Source organism: Microbacterium sp. W1-4-2 (genome assembly GCF_058349885.2).
Genome location: NZ_JBYRJC020000005.1, coordinates 19,071 through 39,269, shown reverse-complemented (window position 1 = coordinate 39,269; position 20,199 = coordinate 19,071). Strand labels below are relative to the sequence as shown.

The 20,199-nt window shown below is 70.3% G+C and carries 17 protein-coding genes; 5 read left to right on the top strand and 12 right to left on the bottom strand.

Annotated elements, in window-relative coordinates; all coding sequences use genetic code 11:
- Positions 1-50: 50 nt before the first annotated feature.
- A complete protein-coding gene (locus tag AC3RX0_RS16085; RefSeq protein WP_491507021.1) occupies positions 51-3,083 on the top strand; it encodes a S8 family serine peptidase in 3,033 nt (1,010 codons plus the stop codon).
- Between the two features lie 193 nt (positions 3,084-3,276).
- Here the strand turns inward: AC3RX0_RS16085 and rpsO are convergent, their stop codons facing one another.
- A complete protein-coding gene (gene rpsO / locus AC3RX0_RS16080) occupies positions 3,277-3,546 on the bottom strand; it encodes a 30S ribosomal protein S15 (RefSeq protein WP_491501784.1) in 270 nt (89 codons plus the stop codon).
- A 139-nt stretch (positions 3,547-3,685) separates the two neighbouring features.
- On the opposite strand from rpsO, the gene AC3RX0_RS16075 reads away from it, so the two are divergent.
- A complete protein-coding gene (locus AC3RX0_RS16075; RefSeq protein WP_491507020.1) occupies positions 3,686-3,907 on the top strand; it encodes a DUF167 domain-containing protein in 222 nt (73 codons plus the stop codon).
- An 81-nt stretch (positions 3,908-3,988) separates the two neighbouring features.
- A complete protein-coding gene (locus AC3RX0_RS16070) occupies positions 3,989-5,296 on the top strand; it encodes an MFS transporter (RefSeq protein WP_491507019.1) in 1,308 nt (435 codons plus the stop codon).
- Positions 5,297-5,374: 78 nt separating this feature from the next.
- Here AC3RX0_RS16070 and AC3RX0_RS16065 read toward each other — a convergent pair whose 3' ends face one another.
- The 3 genes from AC3RX0_RS16065 to AC3RX0_RS16055 all read right to left on the bottom strand — a co-directional run bounded on the left by AC3RX0_RS16065 (position 5,375) and on the right by AC3RX0_RS16055 (position 7,804).
- Positions 5,375-5,938, bottom strand: a complete 564-nt coding sequence (locus AC3RX0_RS16065; RefSeq protein ID WP_491507018.1) for a YceI family protein — start codon at positions 5,936-5,938, stop codon at positions 5,375-5,377.
- Between the two features lie 139 nt (positions 5,939-6,077).
- Complete coding sequence (locus AC3RX0_RS16060) at positions 6,078-6,446, bottom strand: FKBP-type peptidyl-prolyl cis-trans isomerase (protein ID WP_491507017.1); 369 nt, start codon at positions 6,444-6,446, stop codon at positions 6,078-6,080.
- A gap of 182 nt (positions 6,447-6,628) precedes the next feature.
- Positions 6,629-7,804 (bottom strand): PrsW family intramembrane metalloprotease, encoded by a 1,176-nt coding sequence (locus AC3RX0_RS16055; protein WP_491507016.1) that lies wholly within the window; start codon positions 7,802-7,804, stop codon positions 6,629-6,631.
- Positions 7,805-7,869: 65 nt separating this feature from the next.
- On the opposite strand from AC3RX0_RS16055, the gene AC3RX0_RS16050 reads away from it, so the two are divergent.
- Positions 7,870-8,760 (top strand): fumarylacetoacetate hydrolase family protein, encoded by an 891-nt coding sequence (locus AC3RX0_RS16050; protein ID WP_491507015.1) that lies wholly within the window; start codon positions 7,870-7,872, stop codon positions 8,758-8,760.
- Between the two features lie 22 nt (positions 8,761-8,782).
- Here AC3RX0_RS16050 and AC3RX0_RS16045 read toward each other — a convergent pair whose 3' ends face one another.
- The 6 genes from AC3RX0_RS16045 to AC3RX0_RS16020 all read right to left on the bottom strand — a co-directional run bounded on the left by AC3RX0_RS16045 (position 8,783) and on the right by AC3RX0_RS16020 (position 14,511).
- Complete coding sequence (locus AC3RX0_RS16045) at positions 8,783-9,373, bottom strand: DUF4190 domain-containing protein (RefSeq protein ID WP_491507014.1); 591 nt, start codon at positions 9,371-9,373, stop codon at positions 8,783-8,785.
- A 153-nt stretch (positions 9,374-9,526) separates the two neighbouring features.
- Positions 9,527-10,006 (bottom strand): DUF4190 domain-containing protein, encoded by a 480-nt coding sequence (locus AC3RX0_RS16040; RefSeq protein ID WP_491507013.1) that lies wholly within the window; start codon positions 10,004-10,006, stop codon positions 9,527-9,529.
- A 104-nt stretch (positions 10,007-10,110) separates the two neighbouring features.
- Positions 10,111-11,583, bottom strand: a complete 1,473-nt coding sequence (locus AC3RX0_RS16035; RefSeq protein ID WP_491507012.1) for an aspartate ammonia-lyase — start codon at positions 11,581-11,583, stop codon at positions 10,111-10,113.
- 136 nt (positions 11,584-11,719) lie between these two features.
- The gene (locus AC3RX0_RS16030) at positions 11,720-12,640 is read right to left on the bottom strand and encodes a phosphodiesterase (RefSeq protein ID WP_491507011.1); all 921 of its coding nucleotides are present in this window, start codon (positions 12,638-12,640) and stop codon (positions 11,720-11,722) included.
- Between the two features lie 57 nt (positions 12,641-12,697).
- On the bottom strand, positions 12,698-13,027 hold the full coding sequence (locus AC3RX0_RS16025) for a peptidase (RefSeq protein WP_491507010.1): 330 nt from the start codon (positions 13,025-13,027) through the stop codon (positions 12,698-12,700).
- Positions 13,024-14,511 (bottom strand): inorganic phosphate transporter, encoded by a 1,488-nt coding sequence (locus AC3RX0_RS16020; RefSeq protein ID WP_491507009.1) that lies wholly within the window; start codon positions 14,509-14,511, stop codon positions 13,024-13,026. Before AC3RX0_RS16020 ends, AC3RX0_RS16025 begins: the two co-directional genes overlap by 4 nt.
- Before the next feature lie 153 nt (positions 14,512-14,664).
- On the opposite strand from AC3RX0_RS16020, the gene AC3RX0_RS16015 reads away from it, so the two are divergent.
- Positions 14,665-16,794: a S9 family peptidase gene (locus AC3RX0_RS16015; protein ID WP_491507008.1), complete on the top strand. Its 2,130-nt coding sequence runs from the start codon at positions 14,665-14,667 to the stop codon at positions 16,792-16,794.
- Between the two features lie 22 nt (positions 16,795-16,816).
- Here AC3RX0_RS16015 and AC3RX0_RS16010 read toward each other — a convergent pair whose 3' ends face one another.
- Together AC3RX0_RS16010 and AC3RX0_RS16005 are read right to left on the bottom strand one after the other, a co-directional pair.
- A complete protein-coding gene (locus AC3RX0_RS16010) occupies positions 16,817-17,845 on the bottom strand; it encodes an ATP-dependent 6-phosphofructokinase (protein WP_491507007.1) in 1,029 nt (342 codons plus the stop codon).
- A gap of 130 nt (positions 17,846-17,975) precedes the next feature.
- Positions 17,976-20,129: a DEAD/DEAH box helicase gene (locus AC3RX0_RS16005; RefSeq protein WP_491507006.1), complete on the bottom strand. Its 2,154-nt coding sequence runs from the start codon at positions 20,127-20,129 to the stop codon at positions 17,976-17,978.
- Between the last annotated feature and the right edge of the window lie 70 nt (positions 20,130-20,199).

Sequence of the window (20,199 nt, the reverse complement as noted above, 5' to 3'; positions counted from 1 at the left end):
GGTTCACCGAGTCTCGACGAAGAGACCCGATCCCGAGGGAGAGATTGAGCATGACGAGATCACAGTCTCGCAAGCGGTTCGCGGCCGCTGCCACCACAGTGGCAGTGGCCGTCGCCATGCAGATGGGCACGTGGGCCCCCGCGTCGGCGGCGCCGTCCGGCGACCCCGCAGACGGCGGACCACAGGTCGACAAGAGCGCGACGGGCAGCTACATCGTCGTGATGAAGGCCGACCCGCTGCTGCGCTCGGTCGACAGGCAGGACCTGAACGGCGCGGTGGCGAAGACCAAGCGCAGCGCGATGAAGAAGTCGCACGACAAGGTGCTCGAGGATGCCGGGGTCCCGGCGTCCCGTCAGACCACCGACTTCACGAACGCGCTCAACGGGTTCGCCGTCTCGGTCGATCAGAAGTCCGCCCAGCGCCTGGCCAAGCAGGCCGGCGTCGCGGCCGTGATCCCCGACGAGATGCGCTATCCGCAGGCCGTCGCGGAGCAGGTGCAGGCCGCGAAGGACGACCCGACCGTCGCCAATGCGCTCAACGAGTTCCTCGGTCTCACCTCGAAGAAGGGCGCCTACGCGAGCAGGATCGACGGCAGCGGAACGATCGTCGGCGTCATCGACACCGGCATCTGGCCCGAGCAGCCCATGTTCGCCGACGACGGCACCCTGCCCGCCGGCAAGACGCTCGCGCCCGTGAACGGCACCACGTGCGATTTCGGCAACACCGCGTGGAACCCGAACGACACGCCGTTCAGCTGCAACCACAAGATCATCGGCGCCCGCCAGTTCCTGGACACCTACAAGGCGAACACCGGGCTGAGCCGCGACGAGTTCGACTCCGCGCGCGACAACGAGGGTCATGGCACGCACACCGCCTCGACCGCCGCCGGCGGCGCCGACGTGCAGTCCGAGGTGTTCGGCGTGACGAAGGACATCGTGTCGGGCATCGCCCCGCGCGCGCAGATCATCGCCTACAAGGCGTTGGGCGACGCGGGCGGGTACAGCTCCGACCTGTCGGCAGCGATCGACCAGGCCGTCGCCGACGGCGTGGACGTCATCAACTACTCGATCGGCGGCGGTGCCCGTGTGGTCAGCTCCGACACGATCTCGTTCCTCTACGCCGCGGACGCCGGCGTGTTCTCGGCCGTTTCGGCCGGCAACAACGGGCCCGGCCCGAAGACCATCGGCGGCCCGTCGAACGTGCCGTGGGTGACCGCGGTCGGGGCGACGACCCTGCCGCGCAACTACGCCGGATCCGTCCATCTGGGCGACGGTCAGGTGTTCAACGGCACCTCCATCACGCTCGGCACGGCACCTGCTCCGATCGTCGACGCGGCCAGGGCGGGCCTGCCCGAGGCGGCCGACCCCGGCCTGTGCATCGAGGACTCGCTGGACCCCGCGAAGGTCACGGGCAAGATCGTGCTCTGCGAACGCGGGCAGAACGGCCGGGTCGCCAAGAGCGCGGAGGTCAAGCGCGCGGGCGGCATCGGCATGGTGCTGTTCAACGCCGTCGACGTCGACACGATGTTCTCGGACGACTTCGCCCTGCCGACGGTGATGACCGACAAGACCCCCGGCGAGCAGATCCGCACCTGGGTCAACGGGCAGAAGAACCCGACGGCGCAGCTGGTCAACGACGGTGTGAACACGCTGCCGATGTACAGCCCGACGATGGCGTTCTTCTCCAGCCGCGGCGAGACGGTTCCCAACGCCGACATCATCAAGCCCGACATCAGCGCCCCCGGCGCCCAGATCATGGCCGGCAACACGCCGTTCCCGTCCGATGCGAGCGCGCCGTCGGGTGAGCTGTGGCAGGCGATCGCGGGCACGTCGATGTCGAGCCCCGTCGTGGCCGGCACGTATGCGCTGCTCAAGCAGGCGCACCCGAACTGGTCGGCGGCGACGGCGAAGTCGGCACTGATGACGCAGGCGTACACGGCGGTGCGCGACAACGACCGGGTGACGCCGGCCACGCCGTTCGCCACCGGGTCCGGATTCGCGATGCTCGGCGAGCCGGCGAAGAAGGGATCGGCCTTCCAACCGGGTCTCGTCTATGACGCCGATTTCAATGACTACCTCGGATTCCTGTGCGCTGAGGGCCGGACGGCGTTCGCGAACCCCGCGGCCACCTGTGCGGCGCTGGCGAACGCGGGGATCCCCACGACGGCGGCGAACCTGAACTACCCGTCGATCGGCGTCAAGGACGTCGCGGGCTCGGCCACCGTGACCCGCACGGTCACCAACGTGTCGGCCAAGAAGCTGTCGGCGGATGCTGTCGTGCAGTCGCCCGAGGGCTACGCGGTCTCGGTGTCGCCGTCGTCGCTGCAGATCGAGCCCGGCGCGTCGGCCTCCTTCACCGTCACGGTGGAGAACACCGGAGCCGCGGTGGGCGCGTGGAAGTTCGGAGCGCTCACCTGGAAGGGCACCGGCTATGAGGTGCGCAGCCCCATCGCGCTGAAGGGCGTCGCGATCCAGGCACCGGCGACGGTGCACGGGACGGGCACGAGCGGCACGGCGACGGCGGAGGTGGCCCTGGGTGTGTCGGGGGCGTTCACCGCGACCGCGCACGGTCTGGTCGGCACCACGCACAACAACGCGACGGTGACGCAGGACCCCGACCAGACCTTCCCGAGCGCCGACGACGACCTGGGCGTGACGAAGATCGCGTTCTCGCTGTCGGGTGTGGACCACGCGCGCTGGAAGCTGCAGCTGCCCGACCCGTACGACCTGGACGTCTATCTGGTGCGCGACGGCAAGGTCATCGCGAAGTCCACGAACGGCGGCACGGACGAGCAGATCGATCTGGATCAGCCGGCCGACGGGACGTACACGATGTACGTGCACGGCTGGGCCGTCGGGGCGACGCCGGTCTCGTTCGACCTGCAGTCGTGGCTGGTCCCGACGGCCTCGGGCGGCAGCCTCGCCGTGACATCGGGTGCATCCGTCCAGGTCACGGCCGGTGACGTCGTGCCGGTGGGACTGGCGTGGTCCGGTCTGACGGCGGGTGACAGCTACCTCGGCTCGGTCGCCTACGCCGTGGACGGCAGGCGGGTGGGCACGACCGTGGTCGAGGTCGCCGGCTGACCGTCGGCATCACGAGCAAGGGCCGCCGGCTTCGGCCGGGGGCCCTTGCTCGTGCGCCCGTCGGGAACGACGAAGGCCGCCCCACACTCCCCACGCCACTCCACACATCGCTACGCGATGCGCGGAGCCTCCGGCGCGTGGGCCCAGGGGCGGCCTTCCAAGAATGTTTGGAGCGATTGAACGCTGGTTGCGATTAGCGGCGCAGCCCCAGGCGCTCGATCAGCGACCGATAACGGTTGATGTCGATGTCCTGGAGGTAGCCCAGCAGACGACGGCGCTGACCGACGAGCAGGAACAGACCACGACGCGAATGGTGGTCGTGCTTGTGCTCCTTCAGGTGCTCGGTCAGGTCCTTGATGCGCTGCGTCAGCATCGCGACCTGCACCTCGGGGGAACCGGTGTCACCGGGGTGCGTCGCGTACTCTTCGATGATCGCCTTCTTGACCTCTGCATCCAGTGCCATAAAGCGGTCCCCTCTCTGGTCGTTGCGCGGTGCCCGACGCCTGATGCGTGAGCTCTCTTCATCCGCGGCCGATCGAACGGCAACCGAAGAAGTCTACCGCATACCACCGGCATCCCCGCACGCGGCTAACCTCGACGGCATGCAGCTCACGGTGCGCGTCAAACCCGGCAGTCGCAAGGGGCCTCTCGTGGCAGAGGATGCCGAGGGCCTCGTGGTGCACGTGCGCGAGCGCGCGGCCGACGGCGCCGCGAACAAGGGCGTCGAGCGGGCCCTGGCCGCCCACTTCGGCGTGGCGCCGAGCCGGGTGCGCATCGTGCGCGGGCATGCGTCGCGCCTCAAGCGCATCGAGGTCGACGAGTGACGGCAGCGGCCGGCTGAGCGCCACGCGCCAGGCCGGGCGCTACCCTCGAATCGTGCGACATACCCCGCGGGTGCCCCGGTGATGGCACGCCTGTCTCGCGACCATTTCATCGACCTGCGGCCTCTGACCACCTCCCCCGCGTTCGCGCGCCTGTGGGCGGGGTCGACGCTGTCGGGCCTGGGTGGGCAGCTCACGCTCGTGGCCGTCATGCTGCAGATGTACGCGCTCACGCACGACACGTTCGCCGTGTCGATGATCGCCGTCGCGGGCCTCGTGCCGATGGTGCTGGCAGGCTTGTACGGCGGCATGCTGGCCGACGCGTTCGACCGCCGGATCGTCGCGCTGGCCGCGGCATCCATCACCTTCGCCTCCACGCTGCTGCTGGCGCTGCTGACCTGGTTCGGCGGCGAGACCCAGTGGTGGCTGTATGCGCTGAGCATCGTCAACTCGGCGGCCAACTCTATCGTCATGGCCGCGCGCACCGCGATCGTGCCGCGGCTGATCCCGGTCGAGCTGCTGCCGGCCGCCTCGGCGCTGAACGGCATCGCGTTCGGGCTCATGGTCATGGCAGGTCCGGCACTGGCGGGTGTGCTCGTGGCGACCACCGGATACGCGTGGACGTACACGATCGACGTCGCCCTGATGACGTCGCTGTTCCTCGGGCTGTGGACGCTGCCGGCGATCCGGCCCGAGGGCACGATCGTGCGCCCCGGGCTGGAATCGCTGAAAGACGGATGGCGGTTCCTGCGGCGCGCCTCGAACATCCGCGCACAGTACCTCATGGACATCACGGCGATGACGTTCGGCCAGCCGCTGACCCTGTTCCCGGCGATCGGGGCGGTCCTTCTGGGCGGCGGGGCCATCACGACCGGCGTGCTCACCGCGGCCGTCGCGGCCGGGACCCTGCTGTCGAGCCTGTTCTCGGGCCCGATCGGGCGCGTGCGCCACCACGGGCTGGGCATCGAGCGCGCGGTGATCGCGTATGGCGCGGCCATCGCCGCGTTCGGACTCGTGCTGGTGGCCGCGACCGCCGGCTGGTTCGCACCGCCCCACGTCGGAGCGGACTCGGCGAACATCGTGCTGATCGGCGCCGCCGCGCTGCTGCTGGCCTGCTCGGGCGCCGCCGACAACGTCAGCTCGATCTACCGCAACACGATGATGCAGGCGGCCGTGCCCGACGCCATGCGCGGCCGCCTGCAGGGCGTGTTCATCGTGGTGGTCGCCGGCGGCCCGCGCGTGGGCGCGCTCTACGCCGGCACGCTCGCCACGTTCACGGCGCTGTGGTTCCCCCCGCTGCTGGGCGGGCTCATCGTGATCGGGCTGGTGGCCGTGCTCGCCCGCATGCACCCGCGGTTCCGCGAGTACGACGCGCTGCACCCTGTTCCCTGAGGTGTGGCATGCGCTGTCCGCAGACGCGAGACGACCCCGACCGGCTGGGGTCCGGTCGGGGTCGTCGGGTGCGCGGGATCAGGCCTGCAGGGCGCCCTGCAGGTCGAGCTCGATGGTGACGTCCTTGCCCACGAGCACGCCGCCGGTCTCGAGCGCGGCGTTCCAGGTGAGGCCGAAGTCCTCGCGGTTGATCACGGTCTTGGCGGTCGCACCGGCCTTGTAGTTGCCGTACGGGTCGGCGCCGAAGCCGCCGAAGTCGAAGTCGAACGTGACCGGCTTGGTGGTGCCGCGGATGGTCAGGTCTCCGTCGACGAGGAACTCGCCCTTCTCGATGCGCACGCCGGTCGAGCGGAACTCCATCGTGGGGTGGTTCTCGGTGTCGAAGAAGTCGGCCGAACGCAGGTGGCCGTCGCGGTTCTCGTCGTTCGTGTCGACGCTGGACACGTCGACGCTGGCCTCGACACGCGCCTCGAGCGGGTTCTCGGGAGCGTAGAGGGTGGCGCTCTTGACGCCGAACTTGCCACGGACCTTCGAGATCATCATGTGGCGCACGCTGAACTGCACCTCGCTGTGCGCGGGGTCGAGCGCCCACGTGCCGGGCTTGTATCCTGCGATCTCGGGAGCGATGGTCGAGTCGGTCATATCCGTCCTTATCGGTCTGGGGAGCGCCCGTGCGGCGCGTTCAGAGAGGTGTAACGGACGGCTTCCGAGATCTATTCCGATGAATACGAAAAAAGATGGATGCCTCGTCCGAGGCATCCATCTTCCGTCTGTCGCCGGCTCAGCCGACGGAGATGAGGTCGATCACGAAGATCAGGGTCTTGCCGCCCAGGAAGTGGCCGCCGGCGGGACCGTAAGCCAGGTGCGGCGGGATGACGAGCTCGCGCCGACCGCCCTCCTTCATGCCCGGGATGCCGTCCTGCCAGCCCTGGATCAGGCCCCGCAGCGGGAACTGGATCGACTCGCCGCGGTTCCACGACGAGTCGAACTCCTCGCCCGACTCGTACTCGACGCCGGCGTAGTGCACCGTGACGGTGTCGCCGGCCTTGGCCTCGGCACCGTCGCCGACGATGATGTCTCGGATGACGAGCTCGGTCGGAGCCGGCCCTTCGGGCGCGTCGATCTCGGGCTTCGTGCGGTTGTCAGTCATGGGTTCCATCCAACCCGACGGCGTCCATGCGGTCAACGCGAGCGGGGATGCTTGACGGGTCCGGCGGGCCGTGTCATCCTGGTGACAGGTCAACTCAGCGCTCGGGAGACACGCAGGCATCGCCGCGGCACCGGGCGCTGAGTCTCGTTGCGGGTCGGCTCGACGCGTGCCCGCAGGGGCGGTCACGGGGCGAACAGGGCCCGCCGCGCGGCGACGGTGCGGACCAGGAGCGTCTGCTGATCGGCGGCCGCGCCCGGGTCGCGGCCGGTCACGATCCGCTGGCGGACGGCGGCGAGGGTCGTGGCATCGGCGATGAATCCGCGCATCAGCGCGGTGCGATCGCCGCGCAGCGTGCCCGCCCAGGCGAGGGCCGCCCGCCGGCCGTGGGAGGTGGCGAGCATGTCGACCTCCTGCGGCGTGAACCAGCCGGCCGTCGCATACTCCCCCAGCCGTTCCCGGGTCAGCCGTCGCTCCTCGCGGCGCAGCAGTGCGATCCCGATGATGAACAGGACGAACAGCGGCACCTGCAGCGTGGCGTACAGGGCGAAGAAGTCGAAGAACTGCGCCGAGACGTTCCAGACGGCGTGCAGGGCTGCGGCCCCGAGCACGCCGAGCAGCCACGGTCCGACGGCGGCGGACGTTCGCAGGCCGCGGCGCGCGGCCAGTCCCACGGCGAAACCCGTGACCGAGGTGAACATGACGTGCGCGAACGGCGAGAGCAGGCCGCGCAGGATGAACGTCGTCGTCAGCTGCGAGGCGCCGCCCTCGATCATGCTCACCGCGAAGTACTGGATGTTCTCGGTGAAGGCGAATCCCGCCGCGACCAGCGCTCCGTAGACGATGCCGTCCACCGGCCCGTCGAACGCGCGCCGCGCGGTGGCGAAGACGAGGAAGACGCCGAGCCCCTTCGCGAACTCTTCGATCAGGGGCGCCTGGACCACGGCCTGGAGCAGTTCGCGCAGGTCGGTCCGGGCAGGTCCCAGGGCGAGCGTGAGCAGCAGGTCGACGCCGAGGGCGATGGCGATGGCCGCGACGGCTCCCCACGCGAGGGCGAGGGCGACGAGACTGCGCGGTTCGGGCTCCCAGCGGTCGATGAAGCGGACCGTCAGCAGCACCGCGGCCAGCGGTACGAGGGCGACGATCATGCCGATGATCGCGGCCCCCGGTCCGAGGGCCTCGAGGAAGTACGCCACGAGACCCAGCAGCGCCACCGCGACCACCGCGATCAGCCACGGCACGGCACGGCGCCCCTTCGAGGCGAGCTGTGGCAGCGCGGGCACGGTGACTGCGGTGGGGCCGGTGGGCACCGGGGCGTCGTGCTGGGTGTAGCCGCGGGCGAACGGCGAAGGGAACGACATGACGATCAGCATAGGAGCCGTCGCCCGCCGCCTCTCGCGAGACGGCCCGGCGGTAGGTTGGAAGGATGCGCTTCGCCCACGTGATCGTCCCCGGACGCGCCTCCGAGACCGACTCGGCGCGCGCGATCCCGACCCTCGCGGTGGTGCAGGACGGCGTCGCCCTTCCGGTGCGGGAGCTGCTCGAGGGCGGGCCGTCGACGCTGCAGGAGCTGATCGACGGCGGCGACGACCTGCTGGATCGTGTGCGCCGGGCGGCAGCGCGCGGCGGGGCGGGGCATCCCCTCGACACGGTGACCTACGCCTCGGCCGTGCTCGCACCGCCGGTCGTGCTCGCCGTGGGGCTGAACTACGCCGCGCACTCCAGCGAGCTCGGCCTGAAAGCCGACACCGCGCCGACCGTCTTCACGCTGTGGCCGAACTCGCTCACCGGGCACGACGCCACCACGACCTGGAACCGGTCGCTGAGCGAGTCGGTCGACTACGAGGCCGAGCTCGGAGTGATCGTCGGCCGAGCCGCCAAGGACGTCTCGCCGGATGACGCGCTCGCGCACGTCTGGGGGTACACCGTCGTCAACGACATCACCGCCCGCGACATCCAGTTCGCCGAGGCCCAGTGGTCGCGGTGCAAGTCGTTCGACGGCTTCACGCCGACGGGGCCGTTCGTGGTGACCGCCGACGAGATCGACGACCCGCAGGATCTGCACATCTGGACCGTCGTGGACGGGCACCGGGTGCAGGATGCCTCGACCGCTCAGATGATCCGACCGGTCGCGAAGCTGGTGTCACACCTGTCTCAGTCGGCGACGCTGCAGCCGGGCACGCTGATCTCGACGGGGTCGCCGGGCGGGGCCGGCTACTCCCGCGATCCGCAGATCTTCCTGCGCGACCGCTCGACCGTGACGGTGGCCGTCGGCGGCATCGGAGAGCTGACCACCCACTGCCGCATTCTGGACTGAGGGCGGGCCGCTCCCGCGCGGATCACCGGTATGAGTTCAAGAAGTCGGCGCAGCTGAGCGAGATGCCCCAGATGTTCACGTACCCCGACGGGTCGGCGGTGCAGAGGTTGACGGCGTTGGCCAACGAGACGAAGAACGCGATCGCGACGAAGAGGCCGATGATCGAGAGCACCAGCAGGATCGCGCCGATGATGATCGCCGCCAGGGCGAAGCCGTTCTTGAGTCCCGCCTTCCTGCTCTGCACCATCGCGACGATGCCCAGGATCAGGCCGATCAACGACGTGATGCCGGTGACCAGGCCCGCCAACGACAGGATGAACGCGACGATGCCCATCGTGCGACCGGGGATCGTCGCCGGCTGCTGTCCGTAGGCGGGGGCCGCCGGCGGATAGGACGGGACCTGCCCGTACGCGGGCTGCTGTTGTCCGTACGTCGGGGGCTGTCCGTACGCCGGAGGCGGCACCTGACCCGCCGCCGGCTGACCGTACGCCGGCGGCGCGGGAGGCGTCGGGGCCTGCGGCTGCTCGGGCTGCGCGGCTTGGCCCGGCGGCTGCTCGGGCTGGGCCGGACCCTGCTCGGGCTGCGGGTTCTCGGGGTCGGGAACGTTCGTCATGGCCACGCCTTCCGGTAGGGATGCCGCGTGCACGCGGTCTGCTCCCCCACGCTACCGCCTCGGCTGCGCCGCACGCTCAGGACGCGGGGCATCCACACCGAACGACGCTGCGGCGGGACCGTTCGGCCCCGCCGCAGCGTCGGATGCGCCCGTTCAGGAGCAGGTGTAGGTGACCCCGCCGACGTCGTGGACACCCGGGCCGAGCTGGTTGCAGATCTCGGCGAGCTGACCGGCGACGGCGAACCCCGCGACGACGACGATGACCAGCACGATGGCGCCGATCACGAGCAGCACCGCACTGATGATGACCGCGGCGAGAGCGAGCCCGTTCTTCTGACCGGCGCGCCGGCTCTGCACGAGGGCGACGATGCCCAGGATCAGACCCAGGAGCTGGAACACGAACGCCAGGACGAACGCGACGATGCCGAGGGTGCGGCCGGGGTTCTGCGCCACCGCGGCCTGGCCGTACGCCGGCGGGGCGGGCGGGTACGCGGGAGCCTGCCCGTACGCCGGTGCGGGGGCGGGCGCCTCGGCGTAGGGCGGAGCGGCGGGCGAGGGCGGTGCGGCGGGCGGCGGCCCCGGCTGCGGGGCGGGCCCGGGCTGCGGGGTCTCGGAGTCGGGCGCGTTCGTCATGTACCTGGCCTTCCGGTGTGCGGACACTACGGCCCCACGCTACCGGCGCGTGCGCGCGGTACGACGCAGCGCGGGCACGCCGTGTCGCACCGCGAGCCGGTGGATCAGTGCGCCTCGTCGGCGACGACGTTCTCGGCCGGCTGCACGACGGGGATCTCGGTGGTGATCGCCTCCAGGCCCGACAGACGCGCCGGCGAGAGCTGCTTGGTGACCTCTTCGCGGCTCATCAGGCCCGCCTCGACCACGAGGTCGGCGACGTTGCGGCCGGTCAGCAGCGCGGTCTTGGCGAGGGCGGCCGAGGCGGCGTAGCCGATGAACGGGGTCAGCGCCGTGACCACACCCACCGACGAGCCGACCATGGCGCCCAGGCGCTCGCGGTTGGCGGTGATGCCGTCGACGCAATTGACCCGCAGTGTCCACATGGCCTGACGCATCCAGGTGATCGACTGGAAGATCGAGTGCGCGATGACCGGCTCGAACGCGTTCAGCTGCAGCTGCCCTGCCTCGGCTGCCATCGTGACGGTGACGTCGGCGCCGGCCACCGAGAAGGCGACCTGGTTGACGACCTCGGGGATGACCGGGTTGACCTTGCCGGGCATGATCGACGAGCCCGCCGCCATCGCCGGCAGGTTGATCTCGCCGAGGCCCGCCTGCGGACCGCTGGAGAGCAGTCGCAGGTCGTTGCAGATCTTCGAGAGCTTGATCGCGTTGCGCTTCAGCGACGACGAGAACGACATGAACGATCCGGTGTCGCTGGTGGCCTCGACCAGGTCGCTCGCCGTGGACAGGTCCACGCCCGAGATCTCGCGCAGGTGGCGCAGCACCGCCGGCGCATAGCCCGGGTGGGTCGTGATCCCCGTGCCGATCGCGGTGGCGCCCATGTTGATCTCGGTCAGCAGGCTCGCGTTCTCGGTCAGGCGGCTGAGGTCCTCGCCGAGGGTCGTGGCGAACCCGTGGAACTCCTGCCCGAGGGTCATCGGGACGGCGTCCTGCAGCTGGGTGCGTCCGACCTTGAGGATGTCGTGGAATTCGACGGCCTTCGCCAGGAACGACTTGCGCAGCAGGTCGAGCTCGTCGAGCAGACTCTGCAGCAGGAGCGACAGACCGACCTTGATGGCCGTCGGGTAGACGTCGTTGGTGGACTGGCTGCGGTTGGTGTCGTCGATCGGGGCGAGGAACGCGTAGTCGCCCTTCTCGCGGCCGGCGAGCTCGAGGGCCACGTTCGTGACGACCTCGTTCGCGTTCATGTTCGTCGACGTGCCGGCCCCGCCCTGGATGACGCCGACCACGAACTGGTCGTGGAACTTGCCCTCGATGATCAGCTGGGCGGCGCGGTCGATGAGATCCGCCTTCTCGGGCGGCAGGACGCCGATCTCGCGGTTCGCGCGCGCCGAGGCCTGCTTGACCATCGCGAGCGCCCTGACGAAGTCGTCGTAGACCGAGATCGGCCGCTTCGCGATCGGGAAGTTCTCGAGGGCCCGCGCCGTGTGGATGCCCCAATAGGCATCGGCGGGGATCTCCATCGAGCCCAGCGAGTCGGTCTCGGTGCGAGTGCGCATCGTTGCGTCCATAGCCATGTGTGTCAGCATCCTTGTGGGTCACGGCGAATCGGGATGCTTCGAGCCTACCCGTCCGCTCCTCCGCGCCCGGTGTACGTGACGTACAGCGCCGCCGCCCGTACTGTACGCGACGTCGTGCCGGTCGCGACGAAGTTCAGGGCCGCCGCCGCGGCGCCTTGCGCGAGAACGCCTCGAGCCGCTCCTGCGGGCTCAGCGCCGCCATGCGGGCCACCCACTCCTCGTTGAACACGTCCGCGGTGGGGGCGTCGATCGCGGGCACCACCGCGTGCGTGATCGTCTCGTCGTACACGTGCACGAGGTGGAACGACTGACCGGCATCCATCCCGTTGACCTCGGCTGCGGGGCGCGCGAGATTCATGGTGTAGCACGTGGCGGCGCACACGCTCACGGGCACGCCGGCGAACATGCCGTGCGTGGAATAGTGCAGGTGACCGGCGAGGATGCCGCGCACGTCGGTGCCCGCGATCACCGACGCCAGGGCGTCCTGGTGGCGCAGTTCGAGGATGTCGAACAGCGGGATGTGCCCGGGCAGCGGCGGATGGTGCATCGCCAGCAGGGTGCCCAGGGGCGCCGGCTCCGCCAGCTGCTCGCCGAGCCACTCGAGCTGCGCGGGGTCGAGGTCCCCATGGTGCCATCCGGGCACCGACGAGTCGAGCGCGATCAGCCGCAGGCCGCCGAGATCCCACACGCCGGTGACCGGCTCGTCGCTGGGCGTCCCGCCCAGCAGCGCCTCGCGCAGCTCGGGTCGCTCGTCGTGGTTGCCGGCGACCCACACCACCGGTGCGCCCAGCCGCTGCGCGACCGGTTCGACGGCCGCCTTCAGCGCGAGGTACGCCTCCGGTTCGCCGAGATCGGTCAGATCGCCCGTGAACACGAGCGCGTCGGGGCGCACCGCCAGCCGTTCGATGGCCGCGAGCGTGCGCCCGAGGTTCGCCGACGTGTCGTACCGGCCGACCAGCGGACGGTTGCCGCCCAGCAGGTGCGTATCGCTGACATGCACGATCGTGCGCAGTGCGGGCGCGTGCGCGCTGAAACGGGCGGATGCGGCATCCATGCCCCTCAGCCTAGGGGTCCGCGACCGCGCCGCCCAGACGTGTCGGCGGCGGGATCGTCAGTGCAGGACGATGAGCAGGATGCCGCCGAGCACGGCGAGTGCGCACAGGATGAACGACACGCAGGCCCCGACGAACGCGAGGTTCTTCTGGCCGCTCGTGAGCGGGCTCTTGCGGGCCGCCTTGGCCGCGGCCTTCTCGGCACGGGCGGCCTCTTTCGGCGAGATCACGGTGATCGCGTCGGTGAACTCGGCCGGGGCGACGACGGGCACCCGGCCCGCGCGCACGAGCAGACGCAGACCGATCGCGTAGAAGCCGACGACGAGCACGGCGCCGATCAGGGCGGCGATGAAGACCTGCAGGAATGCGAACCAGTCGATCGTGATCATTTCGAGCCCTTCTCGGCGGCCGACTTCTCGGCGGCCGATTTCTCGCCGCCGCCCTGCTTCTTGCCGTCGGCCTTCTTCTTCTTGCCGTCCGCCTTCTTCTTCCTGCCGTCCGCCTTCTTCTGCGCGTCGGCGTGCTTCTTGCGCTCGGAGCTCTTCTTCGCGTCGGCCTTCGCCTTCGCCTTCTTCTCGGCCTTGGCGCGCGCCTCCTCCTCGGCGCGCCGGCGCTCACGCTCCCGCTCCTCGGCCTTGCGCCGCGCCTTCTCCTCGGCCTTGCGCCGCTCCTCCTCGCGGATGATGGCGCGCTGTCGGCGGGTGGGCGGCGGGTTCTTCTTGACCTTGACCGCGCGCCCCGACTCGGCGACGTCGCTCATCGCGTTCGCCGCCGTCACCTCGTCGCGCTTGGAGCGCAGGAACAGACCGACGATGATCGCCAGCGCCAGGAGCGCGTCCACGAGGATGCCCCAGGTTCCGAGCCATCCGACGATGAGGGCCGCCACCGCTCCCACCGCGGCCGCGGCCGGCAGCGTGAGCAGCCAGCCGACCGCGATCTTGCCGGCCGTGCCCCAGCGCACCTTCGAGCCGCGCCGTCCGAGCCCCGAGCCGATGACCGAGCCCGAGGCGACCTGCGTCGTCGACAGCGCGAAGCCGAGCGCGCTCGAGGCGAGGATCGTCGCGGCCGTCGACGTCTCGGCGGCGAAGCCCTGCGCAGGCTTGATGTCGGTGAGCCCCTTGCCGAGCGTGCGGATGATGCGCCAGCCGCCGAGGTAGGTGCCCAGGGCGATCGTGAACGCACACGCGAGGATCACCCAGATGTGCGGCTCGGCCTGGTTCTTGTTCTGCCAGCCGACCGTGATCAGCGCGAGGGTGATGATGCCCATCGTCTTCTGCGCATCGTTCGTGCCGTGCGCGAGGGCGACCATCGACGAGGTGAAGATCTGCCCCCAGCGGAAGCCGCTGCGCCCGTCGGGCTTGCCGTCGTATCGGCGGGTCATGCCGTACGCCATGCGCGTCACGAGGAACGCGATGATCCCCGCCGTCAGCGGCGAGAGCACGGCAGGCAGGATGATCTTGCTCAGCAGCACTCCGAAGTTGATGCCGGACAGGCCGAACCCGACGAGGGTGGCGCCGATCAGGCCGCCGAACAGCGCGTGCGAGGAGCTCGACGGAAGGCCCAGCAGCCACGTGAGCATGTTCCAGGCGATCGCGCCGATGAGGCCGGCGAAGATCATCGGCAGGAAGGCGACCGGGTTCGCCATGTCTTCGACGGGGATGAGCCCGTGCGAGACGGTCTGCGACACCTCGGTGGACAGGAACGCCCCGACCAGGTTCAGGCCTGCGGCCAGGCCCACGGCGACCTTCGGTTTGAGCGCGCCGGTCGCAATGGGCGTCGCCATCGCGTTGGCCGTGTCGTGGAATCCGTTCGTGAAGTCGAAGAAGAGTGCCAGGGCGATGACCAGCACGACGATCAGGGCTGCGGTTTCCACCGTTCGCTTTCCGGGAGATGCGGGCAGGGTTCGGCCGACGGGATCGGCGATGCGAACGAAGAGTTCACGGAGTCGCGGCCCCGGCTTCCCGGGACACAGAAATACTCTCACGTGAGGGCGGGATCCGTGAACCGCCCGCTAGCGTGGACTACCGTGACCGAACTCAGTGCCGCCGCTGCGGCATCCGTCTCCGCCCCCGTCGCCGACCGCCGTCCCGTCGCACGCACCCATCACGGCGACACGTTCGAGGACCCGTACGAGTGGATGCGCGCGAAGGACGATCCGGCCGTGATCGCGCACCTCGAGGCCGAGAACGCATACACCGACGCGCGCACCGCGCACCTGGCACCGCTGCGCGAGAGCGTCTTCGGCGAGATCAAGGGCCGCACGCAGGAGACCGACCTGTCGGTGCCCACGCGCCGCGGCGACTGGTGGTACTACGGCCGCACCGTAGAGGGACAGCAGTACGGCATCCAGTGCCGCGCTCCCCTGGCCTCGCCCGACGACTGGACCCCGCCCGAGCTCGCTCCGGACGTGGACGTGCCCGGCGAGCAGGTGCTGCTGGACGCGAACGTCGAGGCCGAAGGCCACGAGTTCTTCTCGCTCGGCACCTTCGAGGTCTCGAACGACGGGACCCTGATGCTCTACGGCGTGGACATCGCCGGCGACGAGCGCTACACGCTGCGCGTGCGCGACCTGCGCACCGGACAGAACCTGCCCGACGAGATCCCCGGCACGTTCTCGGGGGCATCGCTCTCGCCCGACGGCCGGTTCGTCGTGTACTCCACCGTCGACGAGGCGTGGCGCCCCGACACCGTGTGGCTGCACGAGCTGGGCACGCCCGTCGCCGACGATGTGACTCTGTTCCACGAGCCCGACGAGAAGTTCTGGGTGGGCGCGGGCTTCACCCGCAGCGACAGGTACCTCGTGATCGGGCTGGGCTCGGCCGTCACGAGCGAGGAGTGGATCCTCGACGCCGACGACCTGCGCGGTCAGCCGCGCGTGGTGTGGCCGCGTGAGGAGGGCGTCGAGTACGACAGCGACCACGCCGTCGTGGACGGCGAGGACGTCCTGTACATCCTGCACAACAAGGACGCCCTGGACTTCGAGCTGGTGCGGGTCGCGGCATCCGACCCCGAAGGCTCGCGCGAAGTCGTCGTGCCGCACACCCCCGGGCGGCGCCTGCTGGGCCTGTCGACGTTCCGCGACTTCGGCGTGATCGGCTACCGCCGCGAGGGTCTCGCGCGCATGGGCATGTTCGACTACGCCACGAGCCGGATCGACGAGCTCACGTTCGACGAGCCGCTCTACGCCGCCGGCACCGCCGGCAACCCGGAGTGGGCGCCGCCGGTGATCCGCCTGGTCTACACCTCGTTCGTCACCCCGGGAACCGTGTACGACTACGTCGTCGACACCGGCGAGAAGCTGCTGCGCAAGCGCGAGCCCGTGCTCGGCGGCTACGACCCCGCCGACTATGCGCAGGAGCGCGTGTGGGCCACGGCCGGCGACGGCACGCAGGTGCCCGTCTCGCTCGTGTGGAAGCGGTCGTTCGGCCACCCCGGCGACGCGCCCCGCCCGCTGCACCTGTACGGCTACGGCTCGTACGAGCACTCGATCGAGCCGGGCTTCTCGATCGCGCGCCTGAGCGAGCTCGACCGCGGCGTCGTGTTCGCCGTCGCCCACGTGCGCGGCGGCGGCGAGATGGGCCGGCAGTGGTACGAGGACGGCAAGATGCAGCACAAGCGCAACACGTTCACCGACTTCGTGGACTGCGCGCGGCATCTCGTCGACGCCGGGATCACCTCACCCGACCGCATGGCCGCCGAGGGCCGGTCGGCCGGCGGCCTGCTCATGGGCGCCGTGGCGAATCTCGCGCCCGAGCTGTTCGCCGGCGTTCTGGCCGGGGTGCCGTTCGTCGATGCGCTGACCAGCATCCTCGACCCGTCGCTGCCGCTGACGGTCGTGGAGTGGGACGAGTGGGGCGACCCGCTGCACGACGCGGGCGTGTATGCGTACATGAAGTCGTACACGCCGTACGAGAACGTGCGGGAGGATGCCGTGTACCCGCGCGTGCTCGCGGTCACCTCGCTGAACGACACCCGCGTGCTGTACGTCGAGCCGGCCAAGTGGGTCGCCCGGCTGCGGGAGGTCGGCGCCGACGCGCTGTTGAAGTGCGAGATGGTCGCCGGGCACGGCGGCGTCAGCGGCCGCTACAACGCCTGGCGCGAGCGCGCGTACGAGCTGGCCTGGCTGCTGGACGTCCTCGGCGTCGCCGAGGCGTAGCCCCCGGCATCCGCCCCGCGACTCAGCCGAAGAGGACGGCGGCCTCGTCGTAGCGGTACCGGGGCACCGTGTTCAGCTCGCCGAGCGCCTCGGCAAACGGCACGCGGACGATGTCGGTGCCGCGCATCGCGACCATCTGGCCCCACGCCTCGTCGACGATCGCGTCGGCCGCGTGCAGCCCCAGCCGGGTCGCCAGCACCCGGTCGAACGCCGAGGGCGATCCGCCGCGCTGGATGTGGCCGAGCACCGTCGAGCGGGTCTCGATACCGGTGATGCGCTCGATCTCCGGCGCGATCACCTCGCCGATGCCGCCCAGGCGCGGGCGGTTGAAGGCATCCAGGCCCTTGTCGCTGTACGCCTCGTCCATTCCGGTCAGCGTGAAGCCCTCGGACACGACGACCAGCGGCGCACGACCGCGGTCGTGTGCGCGGGTCACCAGCTCGCAGACGTCATCGATCGACATCGGCACCTCGGGGATGCAGATCGCGTGCGCCCCTGCGGCCATGCCGGCGTGCAGCGCGATCCATCCGACGTGGCGGCCCATGACCTCGGCGACCATGCAGCGCTGGTGCGAGTCGCCGGTGGTGCGCAGGCGATCCATCGCGTCGGTCGCGATGTTCACCGCGGTGTCGAAGCCGAACGAGTAGTCGGTGGCGCGCAGATCGTTGTCGATCGTCTTGGGAACGCCGATGACGTTCAGGCCGTCCTTCGACAGCCGGTCGGCGGCCGCGAGCGTCCCCTCGCCGCCGATGGCGATGATGCCGTCCAGACGGTGGCCGTACAGGGTCTTGGCGATGTTCTCGGCCCCGCCGCGCGGTCCCTCGTACGGGTTCGTGCGGCTCGTGCCGAGGATCGTGCCCCCGACCTTCGACAGGCCTTTGACCTCGTGGCGGGTGAGGGGGAAGAAGTCACCCTCGACCACACCCCGCCAGCCGTCGCGGATGCCCACGAACTCGAGGTCGTACGTCGTCGTGCCCTTGAGCACGATGCCGCGGATGACCGCGTTCAGGCCGGGGCAGTCGCCACCGCTGGTCAGGATGCCGATCTTCATGCTTGTCGTCCTCGGGTCGGAATGGGGATGCCGGCGACGCTGCCAGGATCGACCTTAGCGCGCCCCGCAGCCCGCCCGCGGTCGCGACCGGGGCGGTGCGCAGGCCGCCGCGATCACGACCGGAGGCGGATCACTCCCCGCCCAGGGCCTGGCGGGTCAGGTGCATGAGCGCCGACAGCTGCACCGAATCGCTCGAGGTCGGATCGACCGCCTCGCCGTCGAGTGCACGGGCCGCAAGCCCCTGCTTCGAATCGATGAGCTCGGCGATCTTCGTGTCGATCGTGTGCGCGGCGATGATCCGCCACGCCGTGACCGGCTCGTCCTGGCCGATGCGGTGCACGCGGTCGATCGCCTGCGTCTGCTCGGCGGCGGTCCAGCTGAGCTCGGCGAGCACGACGTTCGATGCGGCCTGCATGTTCAGGCCCACGCCGGCGGCGGTCAGCGAGCAGACCGCCACACCGACCTCGGCGTCGTTGTTGAACGCGTCGATCGCCTCTTGCCGAGCGGGAGTGGACTGGTCGCCGCGCACCGAGACGTATTTCAGGCCGGATGCCGCGAAGTGGGCTTCTGCGGCATCCATCACGTCGATGTGCTTGGCGAAGAAGACGACCTTGCCGACCGAGCGCTGCAGCTGCACGGCGTAATCGGCGGCCAGCAGGGACTTCGCCTGACCGATCTTGCGGACCATGGTGAAGACGTTGTCACCGCCGGTGCCGGCCGCCTTCGACTCGTCGAGCTCGTTCTGGGCGACCAGGCGCACGATGTCGCCGTCGATCTCGCCGGGGGCCAGGCCCCGGTCGCCGCGCGCCTCGATGATGCGACGGTATCGCGCGGCCAGGCGCTCGCCGAGCTCGTGCTCGGCCTGACGGATCGAGCGGCCGTACTCGTCGTCGAGCTCCACCGGCAGATCGGCGATGAGCTTGTCGGGCAGGTCGGCTGCGACATCCTTCTTCTTGCGACGCACGATGCCCATCGAGATGACCGCGTCGCGTGCCTCGGGGTAGAACGCCTTGTCGGCGGGGGTGAGCCCGGTCGCGTCGAGCTTCTGCATGAGCTCGGCGCCCGGCTTCTCGCCGTTGGTCCAGCCAAGGAACCGCCAGATCGCGTCGAAGTCCTCGACGTCGTTGATCAGGGGGGTGCCGGTCAGCGCCAGCAGCAGCGGCCGGCGCACCTGCTCGCGGATGCGCCCGGCCAGCGCCAGCACGTTCTGCGACCGCTGCGAGGAGAGGTTCTTGATGAAGTGCGCCTCGTCGACGACCAGGCCCTTCAGTCCCAGACCGCCCAGCCACGACAGATGCCGGTCGAGGATCTCGTAGTTGACGATGAACACGTCGGCGAAGGCATCCACGTCCTCGCCGTCGCCCGAGATCACCGTGGCGCGGCGGTGCGGCGTCCACCGCTCGACCTCGCGCGCCCAGTTCATCTTGACGACGTTGGGGACGACCGCCAGCAGCGGGTACGCGTTGGCCACGGATGCGGCCAGCACGGACTCGGCGGTCTTGCCCAGGCCCGGCTCGTCGGCGAGCAGGAACGAGCGGTGGCCGGCGCGCACCGCCTCGAGGAATCGGGACTGGTGCGCCATCACTTCCAGGCCCTTCGGCGACAGCCGGTCGAACTCGGGGACCGGCGGCAGGTCCATCGTGGCCGCTCCCCCGCCGGCGCCGGTGGCGAACGACTTGTAGAGCGGGCCCATGAGCTCCCAGCCGTCGAGGCGGCGGCGGGGCGTGGGTCCGGCGGCGCGCATCGAGAGGTCGGGTGCGAGGAACGGGTTGGCGTCGCGACGCGCCTCGATCTGCGGCGGGGTCACCTGACGCTCGGCGAGCGCCGCCGGCACCACCGTCGCCTGCACCGGAGCGACGTCCGTGATGATGAGCTCGTCGGGGGCCAGTTCGGCACCCGATTCGAGCAGCCAGTCGCGGCGCATGCGCTTGGCGACCGGCGACGTCGCCTGGTCGGCCTCGAGCAGCTGGATCAGCGACGTGTCGCGCGCGGCGGTCTTGGCGAGGATCGTCGCGACGCCGTCGAGACGCTTGAGCAGCTCGCTGCGCACGGCGTCGGGCAGGTCGGCGTCGGCCTTGACCCGGGCGCGCTCTTCGCGCACCAGGAATGCGATGACCTGGAACTTGACCCGGTTGGTCGGGCCGAGCTTGCCGCGCTGCGCCTTGGCCTCGACCTCGCGCACCTTGCGGGCGAGGATCGGGATGATGGGCGCCTCGTCGTCGCGCCGTGCGGACGACGACTTCCGGCGGCGTGCGGAAGTCTGGGCGGGTGCCGTGGTCGGCATGCTCCTCCTGAGCGTGAGGTCCGGAAGCCCCGGGTGTGCGCCGGTGCGACCGGATGGGCTGCGATGCCCC

What these genes read in the sequence shown, in the direction of transcription:
- AC3RX0_RS16085 (WP_491507021.1), top strand. Translation starts at nt 51, where the DNA reads ATGACGAGATCACAGTCTCGCAAGCGGTTCGCGGCCGCTGCCACCACA.
- AC3RX0_RS16045 (WP_491507014.1), bottom strand. Translation starts at nt 9,373, where the DNA reads ATGACGAACGTTCCCGACCCCGAGAACCCGCAGCCCGAGCAGGGTCCG.
- AC3RX0_RS16010 (WP_491507007.1), bottom strand. Translation starts at nt 17,845, where the DNA reads ATGAAGATCGGCATCCTGACCAGCGGTGGCGACTGCCCCGGCCTGAAC.
- AC3RX0_RS16075 (WP_491507020.1), top strand. Translation starts at nt 3,686, where the DNA reads ATGCAGCTCACGGTGCGCGTCAAACCCGGCAGTCGCAAGGGGCCTCTC.
- AC3RX0_RS16005 (WP_491507006.1), bottom strand. Translation starts at nt 20,129, where the DNA reads ATGCCGACCACGGCACCCGCCCAGACTTCCGCACGCCGCCGGAAGTCG.
- AC3RX0_RS16050 (WP_491507015.1), top strand. Translation starts at nt 7,870, where the DNA reads ATGCGCTTCGCCCACGTGATCGTCCCCGGACGCGCCTCCGAGACCGAC.
- AC3RX0_RS16060 (WP_491507017.1), bottom strand. Translation starts at nt 6,446, where the DNA reads ATGACTGACAACCGCACGAAGCCCGAGATCGACGCGCCCGAAGGGCCG.
- rpsO (WP_491501784.1), bottom strand. Translation starts at nt 3,546, where the DNA reads ATGGCACTGGATGCAGAGGTCAAGAAGGCGATCATCGAAGAGTACGCG.
- AC3RX0_RS16025 (WP_491507010.1), bottom strand. Translation starts at nt 13,027, where the DNA reads ATGATCACGATCGACTGGTTCGCATTCCTGCAGGTCTTCATCGCCGCC.
- AC3RX0_RS16035 (WP_491507012.1), bottom strand. Translation starts at nt 11,583, where the DNA reads ATGGCTATGGACGCAACGATGCGCACTCGCACCGAGACCGACTCGCTG.
- AC3RX0_RS16030 (WP_491507011.1), bottom strand. Translation starts at nt 12,640, where the DNA reads ATGGATGCCGCATCCGCCCGTTTCAGCGCGCACGCGCCCGCACTGCGC.
- AC3RX0_RS16055 (WP_491507016.1), bottom strand. Translation starts at nt 7,804, where the DNA reads ATGTCGTTCCCTTCGCCGTTCGCCCGCGGCTACACCCAGCACGACGCC.
- AC3RX0_RS16070 (WP_491507019.1), top strand. Translation starts at nt 3,989, where the DNA reads ATGGCACGCCTGTCTCGCGACCATTTCATCGACCTGCGGCCTCTGACC.
- AC3RX0_RS16065 (WP_491507018.1), bottom strand. Translation starts at nt 5,938, where the DNA reads ATGACCGACTCGACCATCGCTCCCGAGATCGCAGGATACAAGCCCGGC.
- AC3RX0_RS16040 (WP_491507013.1), bottom strand. Translation starts at nt 10,006, where the DNA reads ATGACGAACGCGCCCGACTCCGAGACCCCGCAGCCCGGGCCCGCCCCG.